Below are 24,118 nucleotides of genomic sequence, written 5' to 3'. Positions count from 1 at the left end.
CTCCCCACACCCAATCATTCCGGTGTAACCGGAATTGATATTATTTAGCTTTCCAGCTCGCTCGGCACGCTTCAGGACTATCGCAACTACCTGCTTTGTATTGAAACACAAAAACCATGTTTCCATTGGTTGGAAAACATGGTTTGTTGAAGGATTATTTAAAATTGCGATTTGAAGCAGCTTTGAGTCTCAGCCCAGCTTTTAGACGGAAGCAGCCACGAACACCAAACCAGCGACCAACATGGCTGCTGCAATTCCCATGATGATATAGTTCCGTTGCTGATTTTTGTTGGGAGGTACGGCTTCATACACCTTCGGCTCTTTAGCAAAGTTGTTCAGGCGTCCATCGTCATCTTTGATGTAAGGCATCAGTCACAATCCTTAATATTTTTGATGTTTACAACTGTACCAAAAAAGCGCCCAGGAAAATTCGGCCATTTATTTGGAGGTGACAGTGCCTGTTTGGGGGGAAGAGGCGATCGCGTAATCTTTGATCGGCATTCTGCCTGCTAAGTACGCTATCCGGCCGGCTTCTGCTGCCATTCCCATTGCTTTTGCCATTGCCGGGGAATTTTGGGCATTGGCGATCGCGGAATTAATCAACAGTGCATCGGCTCCCATTTCCATTGCTCGCGCCGCTTCGCTGGGCGTTCCGATTCCCGCATCGACTACCACAGGAATATTTACCGTGTCAATAATTATTTGAATGTTGGCGGCATTGTTGATCCCTTGTCCTGAACCGATGGGCGAACCTAAAGGCATGACTGTCGCACAACCGACTTCTTCGAGGCGTTTTGCCAGCAAGGGATCGGCATTGATGTAGGGCAAAACGGCAAAACCTTCTTTAACTAATTGTTCTGCAGCTTCCAAAGTGCCGATCGGATCTGGCAGCAAATATTTAGAATCGGGAATCACTTCTAATTTGACAAAATTATTGTCTTCTTGCCCTAAAAGTTTCGCCATTTCCCGGCCCAAACGAGCTACTCTAATTGCCTCATCAGCAGTTTGACAACCGGCAGTATTTGGCAGCATCCAAATTTTAGTCCAATCAAGAGCCTCTGCCAATCCTTCATGACCGGGAGCATTTGTTTGCACTCGCCGCACAGCTACAGTCACAATTTCGCACCTGCTAGCGTTGACACTTTGCTGCATTTCTGCAATGCTGCGATATTTTCCCGTCCCCGTCATCAAACGAGAATGAAAAGTTTTGCCGGCAATAACCAGAGGTTTGTCTAAAGGTGGCGTTGCTGTGTCTACTGGATACCCAAAAATGCTGTACTCAAGTGCCTCTTCCCACTGTGTTCTGCCACCCATCATCTCTTCAAGCTGCCAACCTTCTTTTATGGTTAGATCGTCGCGGGTAACAGCATATAAAATTTGGCCTACAGTAATTAGTTTAGCATCTCGCGGCATATTATTTTTCAACCCGCACTCTACGATTTCTTTAAATTCGCTGAAATGGTCTTCCATTTTGCCAGTCTTCCCTTGTAATGATTTGAATTTGTTTGCTGTTGGCAACAAAAATTATTTGTTGAATCTGGTTTTGGGATACCCAAAACAGACCTTGTTTGATGCCAGCGTTGATTTTCCAGACATCGTAATTTTCTCGGTTGATGTGAAAAATAACTGCTGATGCACCTTTAGTTTTTGCCCTGCTTATTCCTTCTTGAACTCGATACCTGATGTTCCTCGTAGATTCTGTTAACTCCTTAAATTCGCAAATCAGACCGTCTATTTCAGCGTCTGGGGTTCTCACACCCTCTGCTGCTTGCTCGCTCAACAGCGTAACTCTCTTTCCCATTTTAGCCAAAACTTCAGCGACAAAACTTTCCGAATTATTAAGATTGTGTTGTTGGTGAATTAGCACAAATCCGCCAGCTATCTCCTCAAAATAATATCGCCGATATTCTGGTTCTGCATTTTCGTAGATGGCTCTGCTTGTCTCGATATATTCTGAATTCACCGTTACTATACTCTCAATGGACTCGGATCGGGTAGAGTTAAATCTATGAAAGCAAGTGTCGAGCAAGTGGCTAAAATTGGAATATTTGCCAGCTTAAGCCGAACTGAATTAGAGCGATTGCAAGAACACACAGTAATTTGCAGTTACCGACAGGGAGAAGTTGTGATGTATGAGGGCGATCGCATCCCCGAAAAATTATACACTCTTTTGAGCGGTTCTCTGCGGGTTGCAAAAACAGCGGCGGCGGGCAAAGAAACAATTCTCCGCACTTTATTTCAGGGAGATATTTTTGCCGCACCTGCTTTGCTAGGCAACGGCATTGCCCCCGCAACGGTGACGGCAGAAACTGATGTGGAAGTTCTTACCACAGAACGGGAATTTTTGCTAGCAGCAATTCGGGAAAATCCCGAGATTGCTTTGCGAATATTGGCGGTTTTTAATCAGCGGTTGCAGCAACTGCACGAGACGGTGCACGGGTTGGTGTCGGAAAGGGCGATCGTCCGGCTGGCCCGATTTATTCATTACTTTGCCGTCGAGCAAGGTACGAAGATGGCGAATAATAGTGTATGTTTAGAAAAACATTTTCCCTACTATCAAATTGCTCGCAGTATTGGAATTACTTACGAAGAATGCGTGCGGTTGTTTAAGAAACTCAAGCCGTTTGTATCCTACAGTCGAGGCGGTAAAATTATTGTATTGGACTGGAAAAAATTGGAGGATATCGCCTCGGGAGATGAAATAGATTAAATGTTAAAATCCCAATTCTTGTAAGGGCGGGTTTCACAAACAATATTTGACTGCCACTCACTATCTATATAAACCCGCCCCCCACAACCCGTGAATCGGGGCGGGGCGGGTTTATCAGATTATTGATGTTCGGCAATTATGGTGGGTAAAACCCGCGCCTACCGAATAATGATGGCATTAATGAGGCTCGGAAAGTGTCAAGATAAATGCCAAATTTTGTTCAGCTTTCAAAGCGTGGAGGGCGCGGGCGGGCAGAAAAACAAACACCCCCGGTTCCAAGACAATATCTTTGCCTTCTAGAGTCAAAATCCCCTTTCCTTCGATGACATTAACTGTGGCATTGCGCGGCGAAGAGTGCTCGGAAACCTCGCTACCAGCAGCCAGACAAAGTAAATTGTACTGACAATTATTGTCTTTGATTAAAACTTTGCTCGACACTCCGGCGGCGGGATATTCAATTGCGTCTCGGAGTTGGATAGCTGAAGATTGTAGCGGTAAAAGAGTAGTAGTCATAGTTTTTGACAATTAATTTGGTCACAAGCCCCGAATTTATCAGTGGCTTCACTTTCTTCCCTCGTAAATCGAAAATCGATTGACTGGGTTAAGATTGTTTTTTGGCAGAGATAACGATGTAGCCTAAATCTTGTTGATAATGCTGGAAAACTCGACGCATTGCTAAGATACGATCGCGAATTTGCGATCGACTTAATATATTCCACACAATCCGCACAGTACCCACAACCCCTTCATCTTGCAGCATTCGCGGTAAGTTGAGGAGCCCCATCGCCCCGGTTTGACACTTTTCTACTTGCAAACCCGGGTTTTGGCAAACAGCAATCCAGCCAGACTCAGACAAAGGCGTTGAATTAGCCCGAGTCACTTCTGATAAAGCTTTGTGAATTTCAGATTCTCGGTTTCTAGCTAAAAGTTCGTGAGAGAGAAACTTGCCGCCTGGTTTTAAACGATCGCAAATTCCCGATACAATTTTAGCTTTCCCTGACGGCGACTGCATTGTCAGGATAGCTTCAGCCAAAACCCAATCAAACTGTTGGGAAATCCGATCCAAGTGAAAAATATCTCCTTCCACAATTTCCACTCGATCGCTCAAACCGGCTGCTGCAACATTAGCACGAGCCCGGGCCACACTCTCGGGATTTTTCTCAACTCCCACTACTTTTACACCAAAACGTTTAGCAAGGGCGATCGAACTATATCCAAAACTAGCAGCCAACTCCAAAACTGTCTCGCCCGGTTGAAAATCCGCCCATTCAAATAACTGTTCCGTAGCAAGTTTCCCCCCCGGCCTCAGCATTCTCTTACCCGCCGCGGCCAGAACTTCATGTCCGGGTGCAGTCTTAAAATTGAGAGCAGTATTGGTCATTAAATTGACCTCCTATTTAACCTTACTCTCAGTATGCCAAATTTTCCCAAATCTTTCTATGATCTAGCTCATATTCAAATTATCGTACGGTGCGTCAGCCTCGTCAATTTTTACAGTTGTAGATTTTAGATTTTAAATTTACTCTACAAATTTTAGATTTGAGATTTTAAATTTACTCCATAGATGAATCTGGGAGGTTGAACAATAGTCTAAAATTTTGGCTACTCACGACAAGAGTCGGGGGCTTGTATCCGTATGCAGGGGCGAGCAAAAGAATCAAAATCCCAGCCAGCAAGTTTTCGAGGATGTCGAGGAACCCAAAAGGAATTGCCAGGAATTGCCGCGCCACTAATACCCAGCAGTTGCATCAAATCCGCTGCCTTGAATGACGGGGTGGCGATGAATGACGCGATCGGCAATAATTGATTTATAATCAAGATATCTACTCCACCCCAATAATACCGAATCATGCTCGCAGAAGCAAACGCGACACTTTTGCCTAGTCTAATTACTGTTTCAGCATTAATTCTCTACTTCGTTGTTACAATCAACGTCGGTAGAGCTAGATTCAAACACAAAGTTTCTCCCCCGCAGATGACAGGAAACCCAGACTTTGAGCGAGTGGTGCGAGTTCAGCAAAATACCTTAGAGCAAATGATTCTCTTTTTGCCCTCGCTGTGGCTGTTCTCGCAATTTATCAGCCCAATTTGGGGCGCTGGTATCGGCGCAGTTTGGATAGTTGGACGCATTTTGTTTGCTTGGGGTTACTATCAAGCTGCCGAAAAAAGAGCGGCAGGATTTGGCATTAGTATCTTAGCTACTTTAGCTTTGCTTGGGGGTTCATTAACAGGCATAATTATGTCGCTGCTGAAGGTTTGAGCCTAGCTTCCGATCGACATAATTGTTGGTTTTTCTACTCGTTTCCCGGCTCTCCCTGGAAACGCAGATCGGGAGGCTCAGCCTCCAATTTTCCTGCTGAAAAAACCAGGCTGAGGCTGTAGGCAGAGGTTCCCAGGCAGAAAGAGCAACGGAAGCAGTTAAATGTAATAAATTTTAGGAGTCAATATGTCAGAAACCAACAAACCCGTATTTGAAATTAAGCCGAAACTTTTTCAGCAGCTTGTCGAGTGGCAAGAAAAACTTGAACGAGAAGATGAATTAGCAAGCGAGTCAGAAGACGAGAAACCAATTGAGGTAGAAAATCCTCCCGACAGTGATGAACAGCATTCTCAAACAGATAATTTATAGCTGGTGGCTAGCAGCATCTTTGGGATTTCCGGCTGCTGTCTCGGCTCAATCGCTGGCACCCAGCCAAATTCAGCAAGTCAATAGCGGTTTGTTTCGTTCTAACTCTCAAGATTTCTTTCAGCAAGGCTATCGCCAACTGGAAAGGGAAATCGCAACTTTGTTGCAAAAAAATGTCGCTTCCGAAGACCGGATTCTGGAGATTGATGAAAAATTGCTCTCTCAGCTTTGCAGCCAAGAATTTAAAATATCCTCGCGCACTTTTGACACACTAAGTGCTGCTACTATTGCTGATTTTAAGGCAAAATTAACAGATATTTGTAAGTCAAATTAAAATAAAAGCGAGGTACAAATCCAAGTTTTAGTGTTAATGGATAAAGAAGGAATGACCAAATTGAAACTAGCCATGCTGGAAGCGGAAACTGCCTCTCAATTGGCGGCGATAATTATTGATTACACTCATGAGGAAATGATGCTAGTTTTTCAGGCGCTAGAAGGGGAACAACAGGATAGGATTAAGGCTGTTTGGAAGAGTGTTAGTTAAAGTAGATTGGCGGAAATCAGAGGTTTTAATTTTTAACCGCAGATGTAAGCCGATAGACGCGGATGAACGCAGATTGAATTTTGTTAGTGTTCGCTGTGTATAAAAATCTTACTTTGTACACAGCGAACAATGACATATCTAAACTAGCGATTCGAGGCATAATTGGCGGAAATGATCGCCCCGTTGCTCGAAGTTTTGGTATTGATCGAAGCTAGCACAGGCTGGGGAAAGCAGCACTACTTTAGCATGATTTTGTTGGGCTAATTCTGCCGATCGCGGGATTGCTCGTTCCATTGTTTCGACAATTTCCCAAGCGTTGTAATTTGCTTGTTCGAGCCGCGAGGCAAAAAGACTCGCCGCATCCCCAATTAGCAGCACCGCAGCAGCTTTCGCCTTGATTGTATCAATCCATGCGCGATCGTCCCCTTCTTTGGCGTCGCCGCCCGCAATTAAAATCGCCGGTGCGCTCACAGAAGCCAACCCGACTTGGGCAGCGTCATAATTAGTAGCTTTGCTGTCGTTGATGAAATCTATGCCTTCCCAAGTGCAGATGTGTTCGAGGCGGTGCGAAACTCCGGGGAATTTAGCGATCGCCCGGGCGATCGCACTTTTATCTATCCCTGCCAAATTAGCCGCCGCTACCGCCATTAACAAATTCTGCAAATTGTGTTCTCCCACCATCCGCAAAGAATCAGCAGGCAGAATTTTCTCGCTTTGAGCTATTACCCAACCGTTTTCGATGTACGCTCCAAAAGTGCGATCGCCCAACAGTTCTTTTTCACCTTTGACACTCGTCCAACACGCATCCGGCCAAACGTCAACTCCTTGCTGCCGCAAATAAGGATCGTCGCCGTTGATTACTTGCAATTCAGACTTTTTCAGCAAATGCGCTTTAATGTTGTAGTAATTTTCCAAAGTTTTGTGGCGACTGAGATGATCCGGCGTCAAAGTCGTCAAAACTCCGATTCGCGGCGCTACAAACGGCGATGATTCTATCTGATAGCTGCTGATTTCTGCGATTACCCAATCCGGTTGTTTTTCGGCTAAAGCTAATTCACACGCAGCATAGCCAATATTACCGCAAGCGGGAGCGTAAAGCCCGGCCTCTGCAAAAATAGCAGCAATTAAAGCAGTAGTAGTAGTTTTGCCATTAGTGCCGGTAATTCCCACCCAAGGAGATTTGAGGTAACGCCACGCGAGAGCCATTTCTCCGATTGTTTCAATGCCTAACTCTCTGGCGCGCACTAATGCTGGACTGTCCCAGGGAACGCCCGGACTTACTACTATTAATTCTATAGATTCGACTGGTTCAAAAGATTTACCTAACTCCACATGAATTCCTTCGTTAGCGAATTCCTGTTGCTGTTCGAGCAAATTGGGGGAAGATGAGCGATCGCTCAGCGTTACTTCCCATCCTTCGCGTTTTAGCAGTCTGGCGGCGGCAATTCCTGATTTTCCTAGTCCAATGATATGAGCTATCGGCATAAGCTGTGTGTGTGATGGAGCGAACTTCCCTGGTTTTATAAGTTTATATCTTAACCTTGAATTGGTTGTTGACTATTGGCCATTTTGCTTATTTTTTAAGAGAGCGATCGAACTCTGCTGATACTCGCGCGGTATCGCAAAAATTCTAATAGATTTACTCGTTTTATTGGTAAGCTTGAATGTTATTTTGATCGAGAGTTTTAAGAAGTAAGTTTCTCAAGTTGGTTTGCCTACAGGCCCGCCCGTTGCCTCCCAAGGCCCGCCAAGGGTTGAAAACCCCTGTCTAACAGCTAAAGTCAGTTAAAACTGAGATATGGCACCATTGTCAGCAACAGACAAGATGCCTGTTCCACAATGAAATTCATCTCTTGTGGAACAGGCATCTTGCCTGTTCTTGACGGTGCAAGATGTGAGTTTTAACTGACTGAAAAGTCTAGTATGTGTGGGTTTCAGTCCTCTTAAGAGGACTTTCGCTTTGAGACGGGGGTTTCAACCCCCGGCGGACTGAAGCGGAGGTTTTCAACCCCCGGCGGACTCAAATCTTGTCAATTCTAACTTTTCACGATCGCCCCAAAGTCAGCCAACACCCGGGCGTGATTCCGCAGCAAACCCAGTAAATTCAACCGATTCTGCTTAATTTCGGGGTCGGGGTCCATCACCAACACGCTTTCTGGCCCGTCGAAAAAGTTGCTGACAGTCGGAGCAATTTCCGTCAAACTATCTACTAACTGCTGGTAATTCCGAGTTTGTTTGGATAGCAGCGTTTGCGGCACTAACTGCACCACTGCATCGTAAAAAGCTTGTTCAGACGACTTTTGAAATAAATCTGGTTTCACAGCCGTTTTCGGTTCCAATTCTACTTTATCCAAATCACCTTGAGCCGCCAAACGAGTTGAACGGTTGACTGTTTCGTAAATTAGATCCAAAGTCTGGTTATTGCGGATTTGTTGTAAGAAAAGCGCTCTTTCCCGTGCGTCCAACAAATCTCTCAATGCTCGTTCAGTATATTCTGGGTCGTTTTCTCCCAAAACGGCATTTACCAAATCGTAATCTACATTTTTTTCTTCTTGCAACAAAGTCCGAATTCTTTGCAAGAAAAACTCGTATAACTGATCCAGCAACTCCGTCGGTGTTTCCGGGCGCGCTGCGGTAAATTCGGCAACAACTTCTGCGAGCAACTGGTGCAAATTAATTGGCAACTGAGCCGCCCAAATAATGTTAGTTATTGCATTAGCGGCGCGGCGCAAAGCGAAGGGGTCGGATGAACCAGTCGGCAACATTCCCAAGCCGAAGATGCTGACTAAAGTATCTAATTTGTCGGCTATTCCGACAACTTGACCTGTGAGAGTTTGCGGCAAATTGTCGCCCGCACCTTTGGGCAAATAATGTTCAAAAATCGCTGTAGCTACTTCTTCCGATTCGCCACTTGCTAAGGCGTATTTCTGCCCCATTATTCCTTGCATTTCTGGAAGTTCGTAAACCATTTGGGTTACGAGGTCGGCTTTACAAAGTAAGGCTGCTCTTGCTATGTAAGCTTGTTCTTCGTCTGTGATTTGCAGTTGAGTGGCGATGAGGCTGGCAATTTTGCACAGACGATCGACTTTTGCCCGCACTGTCCCCAAATCTTCCTGGAAAGTAACTGTTGCCAACTTGGGCAAATAATCCTCTAGAGGCTTTACCAAGTCTGCTTTGTAGAAAAACTGACCGTCTGCCAATCTCGCCCGCACTACTCGCTCGTTACCTGCTGCAATAATCGCCGCTTTAGCCGGGTCGCCGTTGGAAATTGTAATGAAATAGGGCAGAAGTTCGGGATAATCCGGGCTTTTGAGAATTGGAAAATACCGCTGGTTTGTGACAATAATTGTAGTAATTACTTCCGGCGGCAATATCAAAAATTCGTCGTCAAATTTCCCGACAACTGCGTTCGGCCATTCTACTAAGTCGGTGACTTCTTCTAACAAATCTTCGGTAATGTCGGCGTAACCGCCTTGTTTTGTTGCTGCGGCTTCTACTTGTGCTTTAATTTGATTTTTGCGCTGGGTTCGATCGACCTCCACGCAAGCAGCCCGCAGACACTCGACAAAATCCTCGGCTTGGGGAATCGAGACCCCTCCCGCCTCCCCCTTGCCAAGGGGGGGTGTAGGGGGGGTGTATAACACCCGGTGTCCTTGGGAAATTCGATCGCTCTTGACCGTATCCGAACCGCTCACCAATGTAATTGGCAGTACAGTATCATCCAACAAAGCCACCATCCATCGAATTGGGCGCGGAAACTTCAAATCTCCGTCGGCCCACCGCATAAATCTTTTGCCTTCTAACTTATTAATCCACTGCGGCACAAGTTCTGCCAAAATATCCGCTGTCATCCGCCCCGGAATCTTTTTGAGCACAAAAACAAAATCGCCTTTATCGGTAGCGCGAACTTCCAAAGCCTCAATTTCTACGCCCTGCTTTTTCGCAAAACCTTCCGCTGCTTTCGTCGGTTTGCCATCTTTAAAAGCCGAACTCGCGGGTGGCCCTTTTACCTCTTCTTCTCTATCTAATTGCTGAACTGGCAGCCCTTTCACGAGAACGGCCAAACGCCTCGGAGTAGCGTATACATTAATAGAGTCATTTGTCAAGGATTCTTCTGCCAGCGTTGCAGGTACATGTCGCTGCCACTGCTGGGCGCTGCTTGCGACAAAAGATGCGGGCAATTCTTCTGTACCGAGTTCTAATAAAAAGTTAGGCATATCGCACCGTAATGGAATTTTGTTTAGGGTAATTTAAGGTAATTTATCCGATCGCGCGGTCGTATATCTGAAAAATACTCAAAAATCCAGGATACCACGTAAAATCGGGGGTGAAAGACAATATTCTCGACACCCCATGACCTTGGCGGAAAGACTAGGACAAGATTGGAAGTCTCGACTCGAACAAGATTGCCCGCAGGAGAGTTCTAGCACTCGCGAGAGTGTTGTCCGCTGGCTGTTGGGAGACAAGCCCGAAAGATTTGACACTCTTAGCCCAACTCAATTGTCTGTCGCCTCTGGGGCGATCGACTTTTTATATCGAATTTTGCTTTCTCGCTATCTGGGAGTACCGCCAGAAAAAGCTTACCGCAACTTGATCGGGCGGCTCGGCGGCTTAGTTGTACTCCGGCAAAAAATCCAAGCGTGGGTTTCCCTGAGTCGCGACAGACAGCGGAGTGCGGTGGAGGTACTGCAAGAAGTGATCCAGGAAATGCTCAATTCCGATCGCTACCTGCAGCAGCAAGTCGCCTGGATTGCCGAATGCACCTCAGACAGACGCCTGCGAAATGCTTTGCTACTAGCGAGCACAGAAGAATACTGCTTGCGGCCGATCCGCAACCAGCCGCTGCTGGTGTACCGTTTTGTCAACTACTTGCGGCGTGCCCAGCGGGGCGGGTTGACGCAAGTGCCTGCGGGAGACTGGGTGCGGCTGGTGTCGGAACAGGTTCTACCCGACGATACAGACGAACCGCTCAGCCTGCTAGACGAACAGGCATTGTCCGAGTATCGAGAAAATCAAGCTTGGGAAGAGCAGCAAACTCAGCGGCAGATTGTCCAACAAGAATTTGAGAATTACTTGGCCGCTGAAGTCGATCCGCTGGCTTCCCGGTGGCTGCAGCTTTACCTGCAAGGCCGTTCCCAAGAGGCAATTGCCGAGGAGTTGAAGGTTCCGATCAAGCAAATTTACCGCTTGCGAGAAAAAGTTAGTTACCACGCGATTCGGGTTTTTGCGGTCAAACAAGCACCGGAATTAGTCGCCAACTGGCTGGAAACTTCGCTCCAAGAACACAGTTTGGGCTTGACTCCCGCTCAGTGGCAGCAATATTTACAAGACCTCACACCGGTGCAGCGGCAGTTGGTAGAATCGCTGAAAGCAGGGAAAAGTGTAGAGACGATCGCATCTGAATTAAAGTTGAAAACCAATCAAGTCATCGGCGAGTGGAGCAAACTCTATTTAGCAGCTCAATCCCTCCGCAACGAGTAGATTGGTAATGGGTGGCGGGCAATTGCTAATTGTTAATTGGCGGTAGCATTTTTCAGAATCCGCGCTACAAATCAATTCCCCAACAGCCACAGAGTGCTGCGAGTTTCGCTGTGGAAAACCGGGCGATGCCCCTTGTATCAAATCAGGTTAGATCGATCGGGATGTTGTAGCGCTGCCGTGACGATCGCGCTCCGAGACGATCGCAGTCAACTCTCTGAGGTAAGATACTAGCAGCACGATCGACTTTTCAGGATTTTTTAACCAATCCCAAATTCAGCGCTTGCCCGTAAATCATCCGTTGTGGTGCATCTATAATACTTGTGCATTAAAGACATAATTCTATTGTTGCCAGCCACGGGCATCAATCTCGGGCGATCGGTGATAGTGGGTCTAGACTGCGCTAGTCATCCTCTAGTTCTCAATCTTTAGGTAGAATTTGAGGCTGCAATACAGAAGAGAGAAAATTCTGGGACTAAGAATTTTTCTTTAATAAAAGCTTCCGGTTGTTAGGCCCATTCCTCCGTCAGGGAAGTTGCAGCGTTTAATTTTATCGCATCAGGTTGGTGCGTCGCGCTCGATCGCGCTTCCAACTACAAAGCAGCTAATGGTACATACATCTTCAACAGACTCGGCAGCTACAATGGACTCCGATCGAATATTTCACCTAATCGATACAGTTGTCCCCTTTGAAGCTTGCCTTTACTATCAAGTTTTGCCTTTATCTCTAGAAGGTAATCTGTTTAAATTGGGCGTAGTCGATGCCCAAGATGACTCCGCCTTAGACTACGTGCAGCGGATTTTAGCTTACATGAATTGCTCAGTTACAACTGAGCAAATTACCTCAGAAACTCAGCGCTCGATGCTCTCAGCTTACTTGCTCCACGGGAGCCAGCTCAAAGTACCCAGCCAGACAGAAACCGCCGCAGCCCCAACACCCAAAAATCCCGCATCAGCAACTCCAGGCCCCAATGCAGAAACGCTGCTGTCTGTGCCAGAACCCTCGATGCCCGAGCCTGAGCGGTTTAAACCTGCTGGCGCTGAGGTTCTCCCGACACCGACACAGCTATCGGTTTTGAATGTCGAGGCTTTGCACTTGTCAAGCCAAGTGGAAGTTTTGACAACTTTGCCCGCGTCCCAACTCCTACAAGAATTGCTCGGTAGAGTGCTGCGAGAGGGTATCGGCCGCCTGTTTTTTGAGCGGCACCAGTCCCACGGTCGCATTCTTTGGAGTCAAGATGGCGTTTTGAAATCGATGCTCGAAGGTATCGATATCGTCCTTTTCCAAGAGGTCATCGACGAGTTGAAGCGGCTGACAGATATGCCTGTTTGCCCGGTGGAACAGCCCAAACAAGTCGAAGTTGAGCGCATATATCAAAACACTCATTTGCTGTTGCGCTTGCGGGTAATGACGGTGGGTGGCAAGGAAGAAGCCACCCTGCAAGTTTTGCGGGGGGCAGCTTTGAGGTTTTACCAGCAGCAGCAGTTGTCTACTTTGAGTCGGGACGCACTGCGGCTGGCCGAAGAATTGCAGCGGAAAGTGAATCAAATTCGCGATCGAACTCGGCTTTCTCCTGTGCATTTAGACGGGTTGCCCGCTTTGGAACAGGTGATTAGAAATGTTGACGACCAAATTGAAGCTTTGCTGCACGAACAGAATCCCGAGCAGCCCTAATCAGCCATAGATCGCTGTTTTGAATTTTTTTTAACTCACATCAAGGCCGGTCAAATAATAATAATTATGTTTGTAGTGAGGACTAAAGTCCAAGCGAGTTTTATGATAGCTCAAGTCTTCACTACAAACCAATTTGATGGCAGTTCTGCGAGGTGACAGAATATTATACCAGTTCCCAAAAAGAATGCAATTGTATGCCCGTGTTCTAAACCCTGGTACTCATCAGTTATTCCCAATCTAAAATCTAAAACCTAAAATCTAAAATGGTATTAGCCGTGCTCGAAAACATCCTTGTACTGCAATAAATCCAGACTCACAAAAACGGGCAAACACTGAAAACATTGCTGTGCAATTTCCCAGCGTTCTTCTCGTTGCAACATAGCAGTCAACTTTTGTTTAGCGCTCAGCAAATAGCGGACATCGTTAGCAGCGTAGCTGAGTTGCTCGTCTGAAAGATGCTCAGAATTTCCCCAGTCAGAACTTTGAGAAGTTTTGTTGAGTTCTACTTTTTCCAATTCTTGGATTAAATCTTTAAGTCCGTGTTTGTGGGTGTAAGTTCTGGCAAGTTTGCTGGCTATTTTTGTGCAGAAAACAGGTGCAATGTCAATACTTAAATTGTAACGCATTGTTGCCAGATCGAAGCGCGCAAAGTGAAATACCTTCTCAATATTTTCAGATTCCATTAGCTTTTTTAAATTCGGGGCCGCAGTCTGGCCTTTAGCAATCCGCACGGCCGCAACTATACCTTGCGGATCGCACAACTGAACCAAACACAAGCGATCGCGCCACGGTAGCAAGCCCATTGTTTCCGTATCAACCGCGATCGCCGGCGCAGTCAAATAATAAGATAAGAGAGAATCGGGAATATCACCATCGCACACTTGAAAATCTGCAAATTCCATTATTGGTAACTGTTGACTGTTGACTGTTGACTGTTGACTGTTGACTGCCTTCTTCCCTCTTCCTTCTTCCTTCTTCCTTTTTCCTTCAAATTACCGACTGCGAACAAAAAGCTGAGTAAAATAATACTCGCCTTTGGCATTTTTTGCAACCCCAATACCGGTCACATTAAACTGACCTTCCATATTTTTGCGGTGGCCGTCACTTTTAATCCAACCCTCAACAGCATTGCGTACCGGCTCGTTGTAGCCAAAATTGTAAGCAAGATTTTCAGCTACACTTTTATAAGGAATCGTAATTGCTTCCGCCCGCCCTTCAAATCCATCGTGGCTGAAACTGACTTTACCGTTAGCCATATTTTCGCTGTGAATTCTTGCTATCTGACTGAGTCGCGGATCGATACTCAGCGGTGGCAACTTTTTAGATGCTCGGTATTCATTGATCTGTTGGTTAACCGCTTTTTCTAACTCAGTAATAGCACTCGAAGCAACATTAGTATTCATGGGAGTTTGTGGCAGCGATCGCGTAGGAAGGAAGGTGTCACACTTAGGTAGGATTGTCAACAATCCCAAGCACATCAAAATCAAACCTTTGGACATGAAATCACACGAGAAATAAAGTTAATTGTTACCAATTCCTACAGAGCGATCGCCCCACATTCCGCTAACCTAGATATTCAGAACCTTCGCTACAGTGTTCACGTCTTTATCGCCACGTCCCGAACAGTTCAGCACAATGCGGGGATTGCCTGTTAGCTGCGGGCACAGAGTCTCCAAATAGGCGATCGCATGAGAAGTTTCCAAAGCTGGAATAATCCCCTCCAACTGCGAAAGCCGCTGAAATGCTTCCAGCGCTTCTGCATCAGTTACGCTATAATATTCAGCTCGACCCGCATCCTTCAAATAACTGTGTTCCGGCCCCACACCCGGATAATCCAAACCGGCACTAATCGAATGTGGCTCGATTACTTGACCTTCATTATCTTGCAGCAAATAACTCATCGCCCCGTGCAGGACTCCCACACTTCCCTTAGTCAAAGTAGCAGCGTGTTTATCAGTTTCCACGCCTTCGCCCGCTGCTTCAATACCGATCAATCTGACAGTTTCTTCCCCCACAAACTCGTGGAAAAGACCCATTGCATTAGAACCGCCGCCGACGCAAGCTAATAAAATATCCGGCAAACCACCCCACTTTTCTTGACACTGAGCGCGGGTTTCTTGACCGATTATCGCATGGAAATCGCGCACCATCATCGGGTAAGGATGGGGGCCCGCTACGGAACCGAGAATGTAATGAGTTGTTTCGACATTTGTCACCCAGTCGCGAATCGCTTCGGAAGTCGCATCTTTGAGCGTTCCCGTACCCGCAGCCACCGGCCGCACTTCTGCTCCCATCAAGCGCATTCTAAACACATTTAAAGCCTGTCTTTCCATGTCGTGAACGCCCATGTAGACAACGCATTCTATACCAAAACGAGCGCAAACTGTAGCAGTAGCAACGCCGTGTTGACCGGCACCAGTTTCAGCAATTACCCGCTTTTTGCCCATGCGTTTTGCAAGCAATGCTTGAGCTAAAGCGTTGTTGATTTTGTGAGCTCCCGTGTGGTTTAAATCTTCGCGTTTGAGGTAAATTTGCGGGCCAGTTCCGTCTGCTTTAGCGTAGTGCTCGGTGAGGCGTTCCGCGAAATACAAAGGGCTGGGGCGGCCGACATAATCTTTGAGCAATTGTTGGAGTTGCTGTTGAAATTCCGGTTCGCTGCTGTATTTGTGGAAAGCGGCTTCTAGTTCAAATAAAGCCGGCATCAGGGTTTCGGGGACGTATTTGCCGCCGAATTGGCCAAATCTGCCGAGGGAGTCGGGGCGTTGGGCGCTGGTTTCGGAAGTGAGATGCAGGGGGGTGACAGTCACAAACTTGTGGGGATAATGGGACAGATTTCATTATATCGAGTCGATGGGGCTGTGGGCGATCGGGTGTGCAAATCGCTGAAAGGTCGATTCGGTCGTTTTCGATGGTCTCCAAAATTGAGTATTTGAATAAAATTTATGCTTTATACGTGTTTATACGGAATGGGTATATTCAGGAGTGAATATATTCAGTAGTGAAGTTAAGTCCATGTTTATCTCAAACATGAAATACAACATACAACTAAGTAAGGAAAAATCATGAACTCTATTTCTATTCTGCTTCAAGAAGGCTCACAAGGCACCGAAGTCACCAAGCTACAAGAAGGTTGGAAAAAATTAAATTTTTATGCAGGTATCATTGATGGTATTTTTGGATCAAAAACTAAGCAAGCTGTCATCAATTTCCAAAAGTCCCAACAACTGGTTCCCGACGGCATTGTCGGCGATAAAACTTGGGCTCAAGTAAATGCAGCGAACAATCCACGTTTTAATTTTCAGGTGGTTAACGTACAAGAATTCATCTCTTCTGAACGCATTACAGCGACTAATCCAAAAGCCGTAGCGGCACAATTGTTTAGGGGGTTAGAAGATGAAGAAGGAAGAAGTTATGAAGAGATTTCAATTACATATTCCAGAGAAGGAACATCTGTAATTTTATACACCCGAATAGGTCTAGCTGACGATTCAGCCCGTGCACTACGACACCGCGTTGAATTAAAACGCAACCAAAATAAATGGGGAATTATTTGGGTCGGACGGCAATTTCAGTGTCAACCAGGTCGAGGACATCAAGAGTGGTCGGGCATTATTTGCTCCTAATCGGGTTTTATTCCCTCGATATATAGAAACGCTTCAATCAGTGCCAACGTTTCTATAAAGGTATCGGGTTTATCCCCACTTACTGGTGAAATTAATTGATTAGAACCCCGACAACTTCTGCGAAGTCGGGGTTCTTTGCTTGCGCCCGATCGCACTTAACCAACTAAAATTAAATTCCCCACCCATCTCAAACCCGCGCTTCAACAGAATTATCCATCTCCCTCTTCTCTTCCTGGAGGCCCTCAGCGGTTCACTCCTCCAGAAACAACAGTAAACGATATAATTCAATTGAAACCGGGGAATGTGCGATCGCCCTGATAGCCCGCCAGGGAATGAATTCCCTGTCGAGAGAGCTAAAGTCAGTTAAAACTGACTGCTAATATCAAGTACAATCTATGTACAACCAACCGCAAATCTCAGAGATTATATTCCCTGAAAACTCACCTAAATCAACCATTCTCAAACACATTCTACAGTCCTCTGAAGAGGACTTTAGCTCTCTCGGCAGGGAATTCATTCCCTGCCGGACTGCCGGGCCCATGCGCTACCAGGCATAACTCCCAAATACCAAACTACTATGAGTACATCAAAACCCAAAAACTCCAATACAAATAACCAATCAGGAAAACGAATTGTTTACTCCGAATTTGGCAATATTGACAACTCTGCGGCCCTCCAACGAGGAATACAAGAAATTCCCCCAAATCAACAAAATCTCAAAATCGAAGCATCCCGAAAAGGACGCGGCGGCAAAACAGTTACAGTCATCAGCGGATTCCAGGAAAAACCCGAAACATTAGCAGCTTTGACAAAGCAGCTAAAAGCGCAATGCGGTACTGGCGGAACAGTCAAAGAAAATGAAATCGAAATTCAAGGCGAACACAAGCAAAAACTGCTAGAAATTCTCACAAAGTTAGGCTACAAAGCTAAAATTAGTGGAGGGTAAATTAGTCAAGACTCATCAGTGAATAGGCGGGGCGGGTTTATGATATACTTAGTTTAAAACATAGATGGTTGGTAAAACCCGCCCCTACATCGCGCAAATTATACGATCGCGAATCAACCAGAAATGATATTACCAATTACCGCCAATTTTTAATGTACACTCGACCTTTAGCTCGTTTAATCGAACAATTGCAGCGCTTGCCAGGAGTCGGCCCAAAAACAGCCCAGCGGCTCGCTTTACATATTTTGAAGCGACCGGAAGAAGAAGTGCAAGCCCTAGCTAAATCTTTGATTGATGCCAAACAGCAAGTAGGTTTCTGTCAAGTATGCTTTCACTTATCTGCTGACCCTGTTTGCGAAATTTGCCGCAATACAAACCGCGACAGTCATACCCTTTGTGTAGTATCAGAATCCCGCGATGTAATCGCTTTAGAAAAAACGCGGGAATACATGGGTAAATATCACGTTGTTGGTGGCGTTATCTCGCCGATGGATGGAATTGGCCCGGAACAATTGAACATTCAACCATTAGTCCGGCGCGTCAGTCAGCAAAAGATTAAGGAAGTAATTATTGCTATTAGTCCCAGCGTGGAAGGCGAAACTACTACTCTTTATATCGGTCACTTATTAAAACCTTTTACCCTAGTGACGCGCATAGCTTTTGGTTTGCCGATGGGGGGAGATTTGGAATATGCCGATGAAGTAACATTAGCTCGCGCTTTGGAAGGAAGGAGGGAGTTGGATTAGTTGAAAACGGGTGATGGCTGATTTAAAAATAAGAGAAACGAACCGCGAAGACGCCAAGGGCACGAAGGAAGAGAAGAGAGGATGAAGACTTTACAATTGATGCGACGAGAGCTATATCCTAAGCTTCTGCGATTGCTTCGCTGAGGCTCGCAATGACAAAATTGTAAGATATGAAACCCGCGTCGGCGGGTTTTGTCTGTGTAGCGACAGGTTTCAACCTGTCGGGTATTTGGTATTTGGTATTTGGTCTTGAGTTTCCTTGTTCCCTGTCGTCACTGCCGCGAAAGGGTAAACTGGACAAAGTTACCGAGAGTAAAAAATCATGACCAAATTCGATCGACCTTTAAGCTACCCCACAACCCGCAAAATCGACCAAACAGACGACTACCACGGCGTCAAAGTACCTGACCCCTACAGGTGGCTGGAAAATCCTGACTCAGAGGAAACCCAAGCTTGGGTGGAAGCCCAAAACGCAGTCACTTTTGCCTACCTCAACGAAATTCCGGCGCGGGAAAAAATTAAACAGCGCCTGACTCAACTTTGGGATTACGAGAAATACGGGATACCTTTCAAAGAAGGCGATCGCTATTTCTACTACAAGAATGACGGTCTGCAAAATCAATCCGTACTCTACACTTTAACCTCCCTCGACGGCGAACCCAAAGTATTAATTGACCCTAACACTCTCTCAGAAGACGGAACTGTTGCTTTGGGTGGGATAGCTATCAGCGAAGACGGCAAATACATGGCGTACGGTTTGTCAACTTCCGGTTCCGACTGGCAGGAATGGAAAGTCCGCGAGGTGGCAACCGGCGAAGATTTATCAGACCATTTAAAGTGGATTAAATTCTCAGGAGCCTCCTGGACTCACGACGGCAAAGGCTTTTTTTATAGTCGCTACGACGAACCCAACGAAAAAAGCAAGCACGAAGACGTTAACTATTACCAAAAACTGTTTTACCACCAAATCGGCACGCCCCAATCTGAAGATGTATTAATCTACGAGCGACCCGACCAAAAAGAGTGGGGATTTAGCGGCGGCGTCACCGAAGATGGTCAATACTTGATTATCTCAGTTTGGCAAGGAACTGAAACCAAAAACTTGATTTTCTACAAGGATTTAACTGCGCCGGAATCAGCCGTTGTAGAACTGATTAGCGAATTCGAGGCTGAGTACAGTTTCATCGACAATGAGGGCTCTATTTTCTGGTTTCAAACAAACTTGAATGCACCGTTGGGCCGCGTAATTGCGATCGACACCAACAACCCACCTCCTTCATCCCTCGCTTGTGATGAAACCCCCCCGTCGCCCAGGGAGGGGGGGTTTACAGAAATTATCCCCGAAGCTGCAGAAACTCTCGAAGGCATAGGCCTCCTGAACAATCAATTTGTCGCTTCCTACTTGAAAGACGCCTACACTCAGATTAAAATTTTCAGTTTAGACGGCTCTTTCGTGCGAGAAGTTGCCTTGCCCGGAATCGGTTCAGCGGGAGGATTCGGCGGCAAGCGGGACGACACCGAAACTTTTTATGCTTACACCAGTTTTACTGCACCAAACACCATTTATCGCTACAATATGGTGACAGATGAAAGTACGATTTATCGGCAGCCCAAGGTCGATTTTAATCCCGACGATTACGAGACAAAACAAGTATTTTACCCGAGCAAAGACGGTACGCAAGTACCCATGTTTATTACCCACAAGAAAGGCTTGCAGTTGGATGGCAATAACCCCACCTACCTTTACGGCTACGGTGGTTTTGGCATCTCGCTAACTCCGAGTTTTTCTGTTAGCAATGTCGTGTGGCTGGAGATGGGTGGAGTTTATGCGATCGCCTGTTTGCGGGGAGGTGGCGAGTACGGCGAATCCTGGCACCAAGCAGGCACAAAGTTGAATAAGCAGAACGTGTTTGACGACTTTATCAGCGCCGCTGAATGGTTGATCGAAAACAAGTACACCAAACCGGCTAAATTGGCGATCGCAGGGGGTAGCAACGGCGGTTTATTAGTAGGGGCTTGCATGACTCAGCGGCCGGAATTGTTCGGTGCAGCCCTGCCGGCAGTCGGCGTCATGGATATGTTGCGCTTTCACAAGTTTACCATTGGTTGGGCCTGGACTTCTGAATACGGTTCGCCGGAAAACCCCGAAGAATTTTCCACAATTCACGGCTATTCTCCGTTGCACAACCTCAAACCGGGAACGGCTTATCCGGCGACAATGATTACAACTGCCGATCACGACGATCGAGTAGTTCCGGCCCACAGTTTCAAGTTTGCTTCTGCCTTGCAAGAAACCCACGCGGGAGAAAAACCCGTGTTAATTCGCATTGAAACTAAAGCGGGACACGGTGCCGGCAAACCCACTGCGAAAATCATTGAAGAATTGGCAGATGAATGGGCTTTTTTAGTGCGGGAACTGGATATTAACTAACGTTTAAAAAGCGCGGAATTGGGGGTGGCTGAGTCCGAGAAAGTGCGATCGTGCCACCCTCAATTTTTCCGCCTCTCCCGTAGGGTACGCACGCACCACAAAGCACCTCACCGTAGTATTTGAAAGAATTTTTTGGGCAAATCTCGCGTTCCATTCTCAAATCCTGCGATCGCTTCACTACTTTTGGCTGACGCCACCCGAAATTTTAAATCATATATTAGTGCAACTTGTCAACTCGTAGCTCGTGTTAACTTGCCTTACGATCTGTTAATTTTTGTATGCTTTAGTGGTTGTTAGGATTTTTTTTATAAATTATTAATATAACTCAATTTGGCGGCAATGTCAATGACCCCCAGTAGTAAATCCAGTAGTAAATCGAATCTAAAATTTAAAATTTTCCACTTCTCGGAAACCAATTTTTTAAGTTGACTTTAAGTTGACTTACGGTGAAGATTAAACAAAAAATTATACCTACAACCGTACTTAGAACCCTCGCGTTACCGCAATCATTGCCTTTTTTTCAGCAAGCCGTCAATAATGGGCGATCGAAATCTCTCTGTTGTGGCATAGCCTCTTCTCAAATAAAAAGGCTTGGCTGGCGCACTCAAAGCCCGAAAACGCTTGCGTAGAAGTTGCGGTGATTTGTCGCCCTAGCCACCCGCTGCAGCCCCCGTTCTACTCTTTCCTAAAATCTCAACCCAAAAAATACGTAAGTAATAAATTATTTATATAGAAATAATTTATTGAAAATTTATATTATGGTGTTTATGGAATTTTATCAAGGTGGGTAAGTTAAAACTAATAACTCAATCAGGGCATAAAGAAAATGATCTCCAATCAGCGGCATTTTTCAGCCGTAAAAATACCTAAATCTACCCATCTTGCCACTAAGAACAACTTTTTTTTAACAAAAGCAAGCTCTACAGCAGCAGCAGAAGCCAAAAAATCTCTAGTAATTGTTGACTCCCGAGTTGAAAACTACCAGCAATTGATCGGTGGTATTAAAGCAGGAACGGAAGTATTTGTACTCAATCCTACTAGGGAGGCGATCGAGCAAATCACCGAAATTCTGGGTCAGCGCAGCAGCATCACCAGCCTGCACATAGTTTCTCACGGCCGAGAAGCAGCAGTAGAAATCGGCTCAACAGAACTTAATATTGATAATCTAGAAACCTACAGCAGCCAATTACAGCAGTGGGGAAAAGCCCTTAGCGAATCCGGCAGCATTCTACTTTACGGCTGTAACATAGCAGCCGGCGAATCCGGCCTTAAATTCATACAAAAAATCAGCGAATTAACCGGGGCAAATATTGCCGCTTCCCATAACCTAACAGGGAGTGCAGCATTAGGTGGCGACTGGGAATTAGAAATTACTACAGCACAAATAAATACCGAAATAGCCTTTGAAAAAGAAGTCCTAGAAGGCTACACATCAGTTCTGGCTACATTAGCGGCTGAAGAATTTAAAAATTCAACAGTAATCGGGCCTTGGATATATGGAATTTTTGGCGCATCCGCTCCACCAGGCTTAACGGCAGGTAGTACACAAAACCTCAGCGGCGTTATTCCCGCTTTAGGGACTGGCGATCCACGCGGAAGCGGTACTTTGAGATTAACATCAAATAATTTTGACGAAGCAGCTTTTGTTATCTACAACAACCCCATCTCCGCCACTGAGGGTCTGAGAGTTACCTTTGATTTCTTTGCCTATAACAGAGGTACTGTCGTCGATCAGCAGAATAACCTCCTTGGTGCGGATGGCATTAGTTTTTTCCTCATTGACGGAACAGCTACGCCCACACAAGCGGGAGGCTTTGGCGGCTCTCTCGGCTATGCTCAGAATAATAGGGGTGGAATCGTACCGGGTATTGTAGGAGGTTATTTAGGTGTCGGATTAGACGAGTTTGGCAATTATTCTGCTAGTCAATCAGGAGCGGGAGGGCGTGTAAATACAAATGCGGCTGCGCCGGGAGGGTTTCTAGCTGATGCAGTAGGACTTAGAGGCAGCCAAAGCACATCTTATAATTTTTTAACTAGCACTGTAGTTCCCGGTGGGATAGACAATAAAGATACAAGCATTCGCACTGAGGCTAAAAGAAGCGTCCAAGTTACCTTATTCCCGACGACTTCAGCAACACCTAACCGTCTGACAGTTGCCTTCGACTTGAACAGCAACGGCACATTTGATGCGGGCGAAACACTGCTCGACATACCAAATTTGGCAACTATAAACGGAGCAGTGCCACCTACTTTTAAATTTGGCTTTGCTGCTTCGACAGGGGGAAACACAAACATTCACGAAGTTAACAATGTCATCGTCCAAAGTATAGATGAGCCTGCACTCAAAGCCGACGTTTCCATTGTTAAAAAAGGCCCGCTTTATGCCATACCCAATAGCACCATTACCTATACGATTACCTCCACAAATAACGGGCCAAACAACGCCGAAAGCGTCCTGATTCAAGATCCGCTCCCAGAGGGCTTAACTTTCGTCAGCACTGACAACAACGGTAGTTTCAATCCCACAACGAGGACGGTCATCTGGCCGGCGATTCCGACTCTGGCTAACGGTGCTAGCGAAACCCGCACCATAACCGCAAGAGTTCCGGCAACAGTCGGCGCTTCCTTAACTAACAGTGCCTATAGCAGCTCCAGCACTTTCGACCCAGATCTAGCTAACAATAATAGTTCCCAACCCATCTCTCAAGTCTCAACTACAATTGTTGCTGCTCTTGCCGATGTTGTTACCACCAAAACCGGGACTACTACCGAAACTGTGGGTAGGACAGTCAGTTACACAATTTCCACAGTCAACAACGGCCCTAGCACAGCCGAAAACGTCATAATTACTGATAGCATTGTTCCCAATTTAACAATAGTTAGTCTATCCAGCGGTACTTACGATCCAATTACTGGCATTGTCACCTTCTCATCTGTTCCCAGCTTAGCCAGCGGTGCTCCTGCTGCGATTACCAATACAGTTAGTTTCATCGCACCCCCATCCGGCAGCGTCAGCAACACCGCCAGAAGTACCTCCAGTACCTATGACCCGACTTCAACCAACAATGACGGTAGTGCTCCGGGCGCTAAAGTCACAACCACTCTGACACCAGCACCAACTCCGACTCCCAACCAACCGCCAGTTGCCAACCCTGTCACCTCCAGCCTCGGGCCCAACAGCAGCCAGTTAGTCACGGGATTGGGAGGCAGCGACCCCGACTTCGACGGGTCGATCGCCTCTTATACCATCAACACCCTGCCGCCAGCGGCCCAAGGAATCCTGTTTTTAGGAGATCCAGCCAACGGCGGAGTAGCCGTGACACCGGGTCAAGTTTTGAC

Annotated in this window: 24 protein-coding genes; 13 read left to right on the top strand and 11 right to left on the bottom strand. The window is 46.3% G+C overall.

All coding sequences use genetic code 11. The annotated features are described in order from the left end of the window. Nucleotides 1-201: 201 nt before the first annotated feature. From psb34 to QUA47_RS01145, 3 genes are all read right to left on the bottom strand, one after another. Nucleotides 202-369, bottom strand: a complete 168-nt coding sequence (gene psb34, locus QUA47_RS01155) for a photosystem II assembly protein Psb34 (protein ID WP_015177107.1) — start codon at nt 367-369, stop codon at nt 202-204. A 69-nt stretch (nt 370-438) separates the two neighbouring features. After that, nucleotides 439-1,470: a thiazole synthase gene (locus QUA47_RS01150; RefSeq protein WP_333429380.1), complete on the bottom strand. Its 1,032-nt coding sequence runs from the start codon at nt 1,468-1,470 to the stop codon at nt 439-441. Beyond that, nucleotides 1,445-1,963 (bottom strand): CdiA C-terminal domain-containing protein, encoded by a 519-nt coding sequence (locus QUA47_RS01145; protein WP_333429379.1) that lies wholly within the window; start codon nt 1,961-1,963, stop codon nt 1,445-1,447. Before QUA47_RS01145 ends, QUA47_RS01150 begins: the two co-directional genes overlap by 26 nt. A 45-nt stretch (nt 1,964-2,008) precedes the next feature. Between QUA47_RS01145 and QUA47_RS01140 the strand changes: the two genes are divergently transcribed. Next, on the top strand, nt 2,009-2,710 hold the full coding sequence (locus QUA47_RS01140; protein WP_333429378.1) for a Crp/Fnr family transcriptional regulator: 702 nt from the start codon (nt 2,009-2,011) through the stop codon (nt 2,708-2,710). Between the two features lie 177 nt (nt 2,711-2,887). Here the strand turns inward: QUA47_RS01140 and QUA47_RS01135 are convergent, their stop codons facing one another. Beyond that, complete coding sequence (locus QUA47_RS01135) at nt 2,888-3,223, bottom strand: cupin domain-containing protein (protein ID WP_333220510.1); 336 nt, start codon at nt 3,221-3,223, stop codon at nt 2,888-2,890. Between the two features lie 88 nt (nt 3,224-3,311). After that, nucleotides 3,312-4,091, bottom strand: coding sequence for a class I SAM-dependent methyltransferase (locus tag QUA47_RS01130; protein ID WP_333429377.1), 780 nt, complete (start codon nt 4,089-4,091; stop codon nt 3,312-3,314). A gap of 255 nt (nt 4,092-4,346) precedes the next feature. Here QUA47_RS01130 and QUA47_RS01125 point away from each other — a divergent pair, with 255 nt between their 5' ends. The 5 genes from QUA47_RS01125 (at nt 4,347) to QUA47_RS01105 (ending at nt 5,880) form a co-directional block, all read left to right on the top strand. Then, nucleotides 4,347-4,517, top strand: coding sequence for a hypothetical protein (locus QUA47_RS01125; RefSeq protein WP_333429376.1), 171 nt, complete (start codon nt 4,347-4,349; stop codon nt 4,515-4,517). Between the two features lie 42 nt (nt 4,518-4,559). After that, entirely contained in the window at nt 4,560-4,970 is a 411-nt protein-coding gene (locus QUA47_RS01120) for an MAPEG family protein (RefSeq protein WP_333429375.1), read from the top strand. Nucleotides 4,971-5,156: 186 nt separating this feature from the next. Then, nucleotides 5,157-5,339: a hypothetical protein gene (locus QUA47_RS01115; protein WP_333429374.1), complete on the top strand. Its 183-nt coding sequence runs from the start codon at nt 5,157-5,159 to the stop codon at nt 5,337-5,339. Next, nucleotides 5,308-5,670 carry a hypothetical protein gene (locus tag QUA47_RS01110; protein ID WP_333429440.1) on the top strand — a complete coding sequence of 121 codons (363 nt, stop codon included), beginning with the start codon at nt 5,308-5,310 and terminating at the stop codon, nt 5,668-5,670. Before QUA47_RS01115 ends, QUA47_RS01110 begins: the two co-directional genes overlap by 32 nt. A gap of 51 nt (nt 5,671-5,721) precedes the next feature. Continuing rightward, nucleotides 5,722-5,880 (top strand): hypothetical protein, encoded by a 159-nt coding sequence (locus tag QUA47_RS01105; RefSeq protein WP_333404236.1) that lies wholly within the window; start codon nt 5,722-5,724, stop codon nt 5,878-5,880. Nucleotides 5,881-6,018: 138 nt separating this feature from the next. On the opposite strand, the gene murD is transcribed toward QUA47_RS01105, so the two are convergent. Further along, a complete protein-coding gene (murD, locus tag QUA47_RS01100) occupies nt 6,019-7,365 on the bottom strand; it encodes a UDP-N-acetylmuramoyl-L-alanine--D-glutamate ligase (RefSeq protein ID WP_333429373.1) in 1,347 nt (448 codons plus the stop codon). Nucleotides 7,366-7,916: 551 nt separating this feature from the next. Beyond that, nucleotides 7,917-10,097: a glycine--tRNA ligase subunit beta gene (gene glyS / locus QUA47_RS01095; protein WP_333429372.1), complete on the bottom strand. Its 2,181-nt coding sequence runs from the start codon at nt 10,095-10,097 to the stop codon at nt 7,917-7,919. A gap of 136 nt (nt 10,098-10,233) precedes the next feature. On the opposite strand from glyS, the gene QUA47_RS01090 reads away from it, so the two are divergent. Together QUA47_RS01090 and QUA47_RS01085 are read left to right on the top strand one after the other, a co-directional pair. After that, nucleotides 10,234-11,361: a HetZ-related protein 2 gene (locus QUA47_RS01090; protein WP_333429371.1), complete on the top strand. Its 1,128-nt coding sequence runs from the start codon at nt 10,234-10,236 to the stop codon at nt 11,359-11,361. Nucleotides 11,362-11,965: 604 nt separating this feature from the next. After that, nucleotides 11,966-13,033 carry a hypothetical protein gene (locus QUA47_RS01085; RefSeq protein ID WP_333429370.1) on the top strand — a complete coding sequence of 356 codons (1,068 nt, stop codon included), beginning with the start codon at nt 11,966-11,968 and terminating at the stop codon, nt 13,031-13,033. A 269-nt stretch (nt 13,034-13,302) separates the two neighbouring features. Here the strand turns inward: QUA47_RS01085 and QUA47_RS01080 are convergent, their stop codons facing one another. The 3 genes from QUA47_RS01080 to trpB all read right to left on the bottom strand — a co-directional run bounded on the left by QUA47_RS01080 (nt 13,303) and on the right by trpB (nt 15,840). Further along, the gene (locus QUA47_RS01080; protein WP_333284638.1) at nt 13,303-13,935 is read right to left on the bottom strand and encodes a ribonuclease D; all 633 of its coding nucleotides are present in this window, start codon (nt 13,933-13,935) and stop codon (nt 13,303-13,305) included. A gap of 90 nt (nt 13,936-14,025) precedes the next feature. Beyond that, entirely contained in the window at nt 14,026-14,532 is a 507-nt protein-coding gene (locus tag QUA47_RS01075) for a CAP domain-containing protein (RefSeq protein ID WP_333429369.1), read from the bottom strand. 69 nt (nt 14,533-14,601) lie between these two features. Beyond that, a complete protein-coding gene (gene trpB, locus QUA47_RS01070) occupies nt 14,602-15,840 on the bottom strand; it encodes a tryptophan synthase subunit beta (RefSeq protein WP_333284624.1) in 1,239 nt (412 codons plus the stop codon). 255 nt (nt 15,841-16,095) lie between these two features. Here trpB and QUA47_RS01065 point away from each other — a divergent pair, with 255 nt between their 5' ends. The 4 genes from QUA47_RS01065 to QUA47_RS01050 all read left to right on the top strand — a co-directional run bounded on the left by QUA47_RS01065 (nt 16,096) and on the right by QUA47_RS01050 (nt 20,779). Next, nucleotides 16,096-16,656, top strand: coding sequence for a peptidoglycan-binding domain-containing protein (locus tag QUA47_RS01065; protein WP_333429368.1), 561 nt, complete (start codon nt 16,096-16,098; stop codon nt 16,654-16,656). Nucleotides 16,657-17,233: 577 nt separating this feature from the next. Beyond that, nucleotides 17,234-17,602: a translation initiation factor gene (locus tag QUA47_RS01060; protein WP_333429367.1), complete on the top strand. Its 369-nt coding sequence runs from the start codon at nt 17,234-17,236 to the stop codon at nt 17,600-17,602. A 152-nt stretch (nt 17,603-17,754) separates the two neighbouring features. Then, on the top strand, nt 17,755-18,348 hold the full coding sequence (recR, locus tag QUA47_RS01055) for a recombination mediator RecR (protein ID WP_006634457.1): 594 nt from the start codon (nt 17,755-17,757) through the stop codon (nt 18,346-18,348). Between the two features lie 322 nt (nt 18,349-18,670). Next, nucleotides 18,671-20,779, top strand: coding sequence for a prolyl oligopeptidase family serine peptidase (locus QUA47_RS01050; protein WP_333429366.1), 2,109 nt, complete (start codon nt 18,671-18,673; stop codon nt 20,777-20,779). Here QUA47_RS01050 and QUA47_RS01045 read toward each other — a convergent pair. Beyond that, entirely contained in the window at nt 20,772-20,933 is a 162-nt protein-coding gene (locus QUA47_RS01045) for a hypothetical protein (RefSeq protein ID WP_333429365.1), read from the bottom strand. The two genes, QUA47_RS01050 and QUA47_RS01045, sit on opposite strands and share 8 nt — an antisense overlap. Nucleotides 20,934-21,605: 672 nt before the next feature. Between QUA47_RS01045 and QUA47_RS01040 the strand changes: the two genes are divergently transcribed. Continuing rightward, nucleotides 21,606-24,118: DUF4347 domain-containing protein (locus QUA47_RS01040; protein ID WP_333429364.1), on the top strand; the 2,513-nt coding region annotated here is incomplete at its 3' end.

Origin of the sequence: Microcoleus sp. MON2_D5, from assembly GCF_036701905.1 — a bacterium.
Taxonomy (GTDB): Bacteria; Cyanobacteriota; Cyanobacteriia; order Cyanobacteriales; family Microcoleaceae; genus Microcoleus.
Note: the sequence above shows the minus strand (reverse complement) of the source record. Positions and strands in the feature narration are given on the sequence as shown.

Excerpts from the sequence above, each read along its gene's own strand:
- psb34 (WP_015177107.1), bottom strand. The coding sequence starts at position 369 with ATGCCTTACATCAAAGATGACGATGGACGCCTGAACAACTTTGCTAAA.
- QUA47_RS01150 (WP_333429380.1), bottom strand. The coding sequence starts at position 1,470 with ATGGAAGACCATTTCAGCGAATTTAAAGAAATCGTAGAGTGCGGGTTG.
- QUA47_RS01140 (WP_333429378.1), top strand. The coding sequence starts at position 2,009 with ATGAAAGCAAGTGTCGAGCAAGTGGCTAAAATTGGAATATTTGCCAGC.
- QUA47_RS01135 (WP_333220510.1), bottom strand. The coding sequence starts at position 3,223 with ATGACTACTACTCTTTTACCGCTACAATCTTCAGCTATCCAACTCCGA.
- QUA47_RS01130 (WP_333429377.1), bottom strand. The coding sequence starts at position 4,091 with ATGACCAATACTGCTCTCAATTTTAAGACTGCACCCGGACATGAAGTT.
- QUA47_RS01125 (WP_333429376.1), top strand. The coding sequence starts at position 4,347 with ATGCAGGGGCGAGCAAAAGAATCAAAATCCCAGCCAGCAAGTTTTCGA.
- QUA47_RS01120 (WP_333429375.1), top strand. The coding sequence starts at position 4,560 with ATGCTCGCAGAAGCAAACGCGACACTTTTGCCTAGTCTAATTACTGTT.
- QUA47_RS01115 (WP_333429374.1), top strand. The coding sequence starts at position 5,157 with ATGTCAGAAACCAACAAACCCGTATTTGAAATTAAGCCGAAACTTTTT.
- QUA47_RS01110 (WP_333429440.1), top strand. The coding sequence starts at position 5,308 with ATGAACAGCATTCTCAAACAGATAATTTATAGCTGGTGGCTAGCAGCA.
- QUA47_RS01105 (WP_333404236.1), top strand. The coding sequence starts at position 5,722 with ATGACCAAATTGAAACTAGCCATGCTGGAAGCGGAAACTGCCTCTCAA.
- murD (WP_333429373.1), bottom strand. The coding sequence starts at position 7,365 with ATGCCGATAGCTCATATCATTGGACTAGGAAAATCAGGAATTGCCGCC.
- glyS (WP_333429372.1), bottom strand. The coding sequence starts at position 10,097 with ATGCCTAACTTTTTATTAGAACTCGGTACAGAAGAATTGCCCGCATCT.
- QUA47_RS01090 (WP_333429371.1), top strand. The coding sequence starts at position 10,234 with ATGACCTTGGCGGAAAGACTAGGACAAGATTGGAAGTCTCGACTCGAA.
- QUA47_RS01085 (WP_333429370.1), top strand. The coding sequence starts at position 11,966 with ATGGTACATACATCTTCAACAGACTCGGCAGCTACAATGGACTCCGAT.
- QUA47_RS01080 (WP_333284638.1), bottom strand. The coding sequence starts at position 13,935 with ATGGAATTTGCAGATTTTCAAGTGTGCGATGGTGATATTCCCGATTCT.
- QUA47_RS01075 (WP_333429369.1), bottom strand. The coding sequence starts at position 14,532 with ATGTCCAAAGGTTTGATTTTGATGTGCTTGGGATTGTTGACAATCCTA.
- QUA47_RS01065 (WP_333429368.1), top strand. The coding sequence starts at position 16,096 with ATGAACTCTATTTCTATTCTGCTTCAAGAAGGCTCACAAGGCACCGAA.
- QUA47_RS01060 (WP_333429367.1), top strand. The coding sequence starts at position 17,234 with ATGAGTACATCAAAACCCAAAAACTCCAATACAAATAACCAATCAGGA.
- recR (WP_006634457.1), top strand. The coding sequence starts at position 17,755 with ATGTACACTCGACCTTTAGCTCGTTTAATCGAACAATTGCAGCGCTTG.
- QUA47_RS01050 (WP_333429366.1), top strand. The coding sequence starts at position 18,671 with ATGACCAAATTCGATCGACCTTTAAGCTACCCCACAACCCGCAAAATC.
- QUA47_RS01045 (WP_333429365.1), bottom strand. The coding sequence starts at position 20,933 with ATGGAACGCGAGATTTGCCCAAAAAATTCTTTCAAATACTACGGTGAG.